At 63.4% G+C, this 5,838-nt stretch carries 8 protein-coding genes; all 8 read left to right on the forward strand.

All coding sequences use genetic code 11. The features are described 5' to 3' along the window. Nucleotides 1-96: 96 nt before the first annotated feature. Nucleotides 97-453 (forward strand): hypothetical protein, encoded by a 357-nt coding sequence (locus tag EOA79_RS28650; protein WP_095825396.1) that lies wholly within the window; start codon nucleotides 97-99, stop codon nucleotides 451-453. A gap of 121 nt (nucleotides 454-574) precedes the next feature. Continuing rightward, entirely contained in the window at nucleotides 575-1,495 is a 921-nt protein-coding gene (locus EOA79_RS28655) for a DMT family transporter (RefSeq protein ID WP_095825395.1), read from the forward strand. 5 nt (nucleotides 1,496-1,500) lie between these two features. After that, complete coding sequence (gene mobA, locus EOA79_RS28660; protein WP_066992761.1) at nucleotides 1,501-2,133, forward strand: molybdenum cofactor guanylyltransferase MobA; 633 nt, start codon at nucleotides 1,501-1,503, stop codon at nucleotides 2,131-2,133. Continuing rightward, nucleotides 2,130-2,645 (forward strand): molybdopterin-guanine dinucleotide biosynthesis protein B, encoded by a 516-nt coding sequence (gene mobB, locus EOA79_RS28665; protein WP_095825394.1) that lies wholly within the window; start codon nucleotides 2,130-2,132, stop codon nucleotides 2,643-2,645. Before mobA ends, mobB begins: the two co-directional genes overlap by 4 nt. A 153-nt stretch (nucleotides 2,646-2,798) precedes the next feature. Beyond that, a complete protein-coding gene (locus EOA79_RS28670; protein WP_066992755.1) occupies nucleotides 2,799-3,584 on the forward strand; it encodes an ABC transporter substrate-binding protein in 786 nt (261 codons plus the stop codon). A gap of 79 nt (nucleotides 3,585-3,663) precedes the next feature. Next, a complete protein-coding gene (locus EOA79_RS28675; protein WP_095825392.1) occupies nucleotides 3,664-4,380 on the forward strand; it encodes an ABC transporter permease in 717 nt (238 codons plus the stop codon). Beyond that, nucleotides 4,377-5,201: an ABC transporter permease gene (locus tag EOA79_RS28680; RefSeq protein WP_067319992.1), complete on the forward strand. Its 825-nt coding sequence runs from the start codon at nucleotides 4,377-4,379 to the stop codon at nucleotides 5,199-5,201. Before EOA79_RS28675 ends, EOA79_RS28680 begins: the two co-directional genes overlap by 4 nt. A 117-nt stretch (nucleotides 5,202-5,318) precedes the next feature. Then, nucleotides 5,319-5,838: NAD(P)-dependent oxidoreductase (locus EOA79_RS28685; protein WP_164893983.1), on the forward strand; the 520-nt coding region annotated here is incomplete at its 3' end.

The following is a 5,838-nucleotide window of genomic DNA, read 5'->3' on the forward strand; positions in this document are numbered from 1 at the left end:
GGAAATAAACCATCCGCGCCGACTTCCACCCGATTTACCGCCGACTTGTTCCGGCCTAGCCTCATGAAGCGATTTTCGCATTCAGGGGGAATTCTCATGCGCAAATTCTTGGCTTCGCTTGCAATGCTCGGGATTGCCTTGGTGCCTGCGGCCGCTAAGTCGATCGGTGGCACCTACACTGTCGCCGGCACCAATTTCGACGGATCGAAATATGGCGGCGAGGCAACCATCACACTGACCAGCGACACAACCTGCACGATCCATTGGGAAACCGGCGGCTCGTCCTCCGACGGCATTTGCATGCGCAATGACGATGCCTTTTCCGCCGGCTACGTCATGGGCAAGGAAATCGGCCTCGTCGTCTACAAAGTGGAGAAGGACGGCTCGTTGCACGGCCTGTGGACCATCGCCGGCCAGAACGGCAACGGCACCGAGACGCTGACGCCGAAATAATCGCTCCAGTAACGCAGCCGATCTTGAGGGCCGCAGGAACCTCCTGTGGCCCATTTCTTTGACGTTGCTGTCTTGCCGCTGGCTGTTAGACGCTTGCGAGAGAACATAACCGGAAGCGCCCTTGCCTCTTTCGCCAAATCTTCGCGGCGCACTGTTCATGGTCGTGGCCATGATCGGCTTCACCTTGAACGACGCGATCACCAAATTCTCCTCCGAATCGATGAACATGGCGCAGGTCATGCTGGTGCGTGGCGCCTTCGCCTCGCTCTTCGTCGGTCTGCTCGCCTGGCGGCGCGGCGCGCTTGCTGATCCGCGCGCCATGCTGCAGCCGATGGTCGCGCTGCGTGTCGCCGGCGAAGCCGGCGCGACCGTGTCGTTCCTGATCGCCCTTGCCCATTTGCCGATCGCCAACGTCTCCGCCGTTCTGCAGGCGCTGCCGCTGGCCGTGACGATGGGCGCCGCACTGTTCTTCGGCGAGGGCGTCGGCTGGCGCCGCTGGCTCGCCATTGCCGTCGGCTTTGCCGGCGTGCTGATCATCGTGCGGCCGGGCTTCGAGGGTTTCAGCGCCTATTCGTTGCTGGCGCTGGCGAGCGTCGGCTGCTGCGCGGTGCGCGATCTCGCCACCAAGCGCATCCCGCAAGCGATCCCGACCATGCTGGTATCGACCGCGACTGCGCTGGCCATGACGATCCTGGGTGCGCTGCTGCTCCCGCCGATGGGCGGCTGGACGCCCATGACCGCCAAGGCGACGGCGCTGCTGGCGCTGGCCGCCGTGCTCGTGCTCATCGGCTATCAGTTCATCATCATGGCGATGCGCTCGGGCGACATCTCCTTCATCGCGCCCTTCCGCTATACGGCGCTGCTGTGGTCGATAGTGCTCGGCCTCGTCATCTTCGGCGATATCCCCGACCTGCCGATGATCGTCGGCGCCGCGATCATCATCGCCTCCGGCCTCTACGCGCTCTACCGCGAGCGTGTCGTCGGCAGGCGCCAGCCTGCCGCCGAAAGCGCTGGACCCGACATGGCGCCGGACGGCATATAGTCCCGATGGACCGAAGCGTTGCAGGCATCATCCTGGCGGGAGGCCAGTCGCGCCGGATGGGCGGCGGCGACAAGACGCTGCTTTCGCTGGGCAAGGTCAGGCTGATCGAGCATGTCGCCGCGCGTCTCACACTGCAGGTCGCCACGCTGGCGCTCAACGCCAACGGCGATCCGGCACGGTTTGCTGGCACCAACCTTCCGGTGCTTGCCGATACGATAGAGGGCCATGCCGGCCCGCTCGCCGGCATCCTCACCGGCCTTGAATGGGCGGCAGCGGACACGGGCTACCGGTCGCTGGTCAGTGCGGCCGGCGACACGCCGTTCTTCCCTGGCGATCTCGTCGAGCGATTGGCCGTTGCCGCTCGGGCACGGCCGGGCGCGATCGCGGTCGCCAGTTCCGACGGCAGGTGGCACCCGACCTTCGCGCTCTGGCCGCTCGGCCTGCGCGATGCCCTGCGCCATTTCCTGGTTGAGGAGGACAATCGCCGGGTCTCGGCCTTCGTGGAGCGGCATGGTTTTGTCGAGGTGGAGTTTCCGATGCTCGAAGCCGGAGGCGAGCGGATCGACCCGTTCTTCAACATCAACACGCCCGACGATCTTGCGGAGGCCGAGCGTCTGTTGCAAAGCCTTGAGCCATGAGACCCGTGTTCGGCATCACCGGCTGGAAGAACTCCGGCAAGACGACCCTGACCGTGAAGCTGGTCGCCGAACTGGTTCGGCGCGGCTGGACGGTCTCGACGGTCAAGCATGCCCATCATGACTTCGACATCGACAAGCCCGGCACAGACAGTTTCCGCCACCGCCAGGCCGGAGCGATGGAGGTCGCGGTCGTCTCCGGCCGGCGCTGGGCATTGATGCACGAACTGCGCAACGAGGACGAGCCGACGCTGGATGACATCCTGGCGCGGCTGGCGCCCTCGGACATCGTGCTGGTCGAAGGCTACAAGCGCGAAGCGCACCAAAAGATCGAAGCGAGACGGCTGGAGGCCAAGGACCGGACGCCGCTTTCGATCAACGACCCGAACATCGTGGCTGTCGCCGCCGACTTTCCGGTCGAAGGCGAAAAGCTGCCGGTCTTCAACCTCGACGATACGAAATCGATAGCCGATTTTGTCGAGCGCGCGATCGGTCTCGTCAGTCCAGGCAAGTAACGCAGCGGCACACGGCGGTTGCCGTTTGCTGTTGTTTTTGCAGTTGCTTTTTTCTTGCAAAGAGTGGGAGTATCCCGCGCAGCGGGCGGTCAAAAAGGCTTCGCCCACAAGAGCCGCACGGGACAGCGGCCATGACAATATGAGAGGATTATCATGCGTATTGCACTGCGTATCGCGCTTGCCGCTTCGGCCGCGCTGCTGACACTTGGCGTTGCCCAGGCTCAGGAAAAGACCCTGAGGATCGGCACCGAAGGCGCGTACCCGCCCTTCAACAACCTGACCTCGGACGGCCAGCTGGTCGGCTTCGACATCGACATAGCCAAGGCCCTCTGCGACGAAATGAAGGTGAAGTGCACCTTCGTCGCGCAGGATTGGGACGGCATCATCCCGGCGCTCCAGGCCGGCAAGTTCGACGCCATCGTCGCTTCCATGTCGATCACGCCAGAGCGCCAGGAAAAGGTCGACTTCACCCACAAATACTACAATACGCCGTCGGCGATCGCCGTGCCGAAGGATTCGCCGCTCAAGGGCGTCACCAAGGAGGACCTCGCCGGCAAGACGATCGGCGTCGCCACCACGACGACCCACTTCAACTATGCCTCGAAGACCTACACCGACAGCACGATCAAGGGCTATCCGAGCAGCCCCGAGGAACAGGCCGACCTCGCCAATGGCCGTCTCGACGCTATCGAGGACGACATCGTCGTGCTGCAGCAGTGGCTGGATTCGCCCGACGGGGCCTGCTGCAAGATCCTCGGCCAGCCCTCGCCGCAGCCGGTCGAGATCTTCGGACCGGGCGCCGGCATTGCCGTGCGCAAGGGCGAGACCGACCTGGTCAACAAGCTGAATTCCGCGATCGATGCTATCCGCAAGAATGGAAAGTACAAGGAAATCAACGACAAGTACTTCAAGTTCGACGTCTACGGCGCCGAATCCTGATCATTTGCGCTCAGGGCGGTGAGGATCACCTCGCCGCCCTGCCTCCATTCCGGGATCGCCACGGAGACACGCCCCGCCAATGCCAGCCCAAAGCATTTGGACACTTCTCAGTTGGGGACCGGATGGCTGGAGTGACGACATTGCGTCTGGTGTGCTGGTCACGGTCGCGCTTGCACTTGCGACATTGCCGATAGGCCTGGCGATCGGGTTCTTCGTCGCCTTCGCCAAGCAACACGAAGAGCCCGCGCTCCGGCTCGCGGCCAACATCTACACCACTGTTTTTCGCGGCCTGCCCGAGCTGGTGACGCTGTTCCTGTTCTTCTTCGGCATGCCGCTGCTGCTGCAATATGTCGTCCGCCTGTTCGAGCCCGGGGCGACAATCGACGTGAACAGCTTCATTGCCGGCATGATCGTGCTGGCGCTGATCTTCTCCTCCTACGCCAGCGAAGTCTTTCTCTCCGCCTTTCGCGCCATTCCCAAGGGCCAGTATGAGGGCGGCTACGCCATTGGCCTTTCGAAATGGCAGACGATGCGCCTGGTGATCCTGCCGCAGCTGCTGCGCATCGCCTTCCCGGGTCTGGAGAATTGCTGGCTCAGCCTGCTCAAGGACACCTCGCTGGTGTCGGTCGTCAATCTAGCGGAAACCCTGCGCAATGCTGGTGTCGCGGCGCGCGTCACCAAGCATTCCTTCCTCTTCTACAGTGTCGCGGCGCTGGTCTTCCTTGTGCTGGCCATCCTGTCCTCGGTCGCCACCGGCTATATCCAGCGCTCGCTCGGGCGCAGGGAGGCTCGATGAGCGTCAGCCAGGCTATTGCGGTTGACAGGCCACCGCCCCGGGCTCGCGGCTGGCCGCGCGTGCGCATCATAGGCTACGCGCTGGTCTGCCTCTGGGGCCTTTTCGGCATCGGCATCGTGGCCTATCTGGTCCACGCCTGGAACGCCGATTTCTTCGCCAGATACGCGCCGGCCTATCTGCAGGGGCTCGCAACCACCCTGTCGCTGGTCTCCGTTTCGATGGTGGCGGGCGCTATTCTCTCGTTGCCGGTTGCCTACGGCCGGATGTCCAAGAACCGCATCCTTTCCGGATTGGCTTATTGCTACGTCTACTTCTTCCGCGGCACCCCGCTGCTCGTGCAGACCTACCTCGTCTATTACGGCATCGGCTCGTTCCGCCCCGAGCTGCAAACCGTCGGACTATGGTGGTTCTTCCGCGAGGCGTTCTACTGCGGCGTCTTTGCCTTTTCGCTCAACACCGCCGCCTATCAGGCAGAGATCCTGCGCGGCGCCATCGAAAGCGTTCCGCGGGGCCAGTGGGAAGGCGCGGCCTCGCTCGGCCTGCACAAGCTGCAGACGCTGCGCAAGGTGATCATGCCGCAGGCGATCATCGTGGCGCTGCGGCCTTACGGCAACGAGCTCATCCTGATGATCAAGGCTTCCGCGATCGTCGCCATCATCACCGTCTACGACCTGATGGGCAACGCGAAGCTCGCCTACGCAAAATCCTTCGACATCCAGGCCTATATCTGGGTGGCGATCGTCTACCTGGTGCTGGTCGAGATCCTGCGTCACGGCGTCGAATGGATCGAACGCCGGATCACCATTCACCTCAAACGATAGAGCGTCGTCAGCGGACGGGCCTGCACCAGTCGATGCGGCTTTGCGCGCCTTGACGAAAATTTCGCATAGCCTAGACCTTCCGCCACTGAAACCTCTGTTTTGTTGGAAGGCAGGCTTATGGCATCGGTTGCATTTCTCGGTCTTGGCGTCATGGGCTATCCGATGGCCGGGCACCTCAGGAACAAGGGCGGCCACGACATCACCGTCTATAACCGCACGACCGCCAAGGCCGAACAATGGGTCGCCCAGCATGGCGGCAGACTGGCGCTGACACCGGCCGAGGCGGCCGAAGGCAAGGATTTCGTCTTCTCCTGCGTCGGCAATGACGACGACCTGCGCTCGGTGACGACAGGCGCGAGCGGCGCCTTCGCCGCCATGAAGACGGGCTCGGTCTTCATCGACAACACGACAGCCTCGGCCGAAGTCGCGCGCGAATTGGCCCAAGCCGCCGACAAGGCCGGCTTTTCCTTCCTCGATGCGCCGGTGTCGGGCGGCCAGGCGGGCGCCGAGAATGGCGTGCTGACCGTCATGGTCGGCGGCGAGCAGGCCGCCTTCGACAAGGCCAGGCCGGTCATCGATGCCTATGCCCGCATGGTCGGGCTGATGGGACCGGCGGGCGCCGGCCAGCTCACTAAGA

It is taken from the genome of Mesorhizobium sp. M1A.F.Ca.IN.020.03.2.1 (genome assembly GCF_004023205.1).
In the GTDB taxonomy this organism is placed as follows: Bacteria; Pseudomonadota; Alphaproteobacteria; order Rhizobiales; family Rhizobiaceae; genus Mesorhizobium.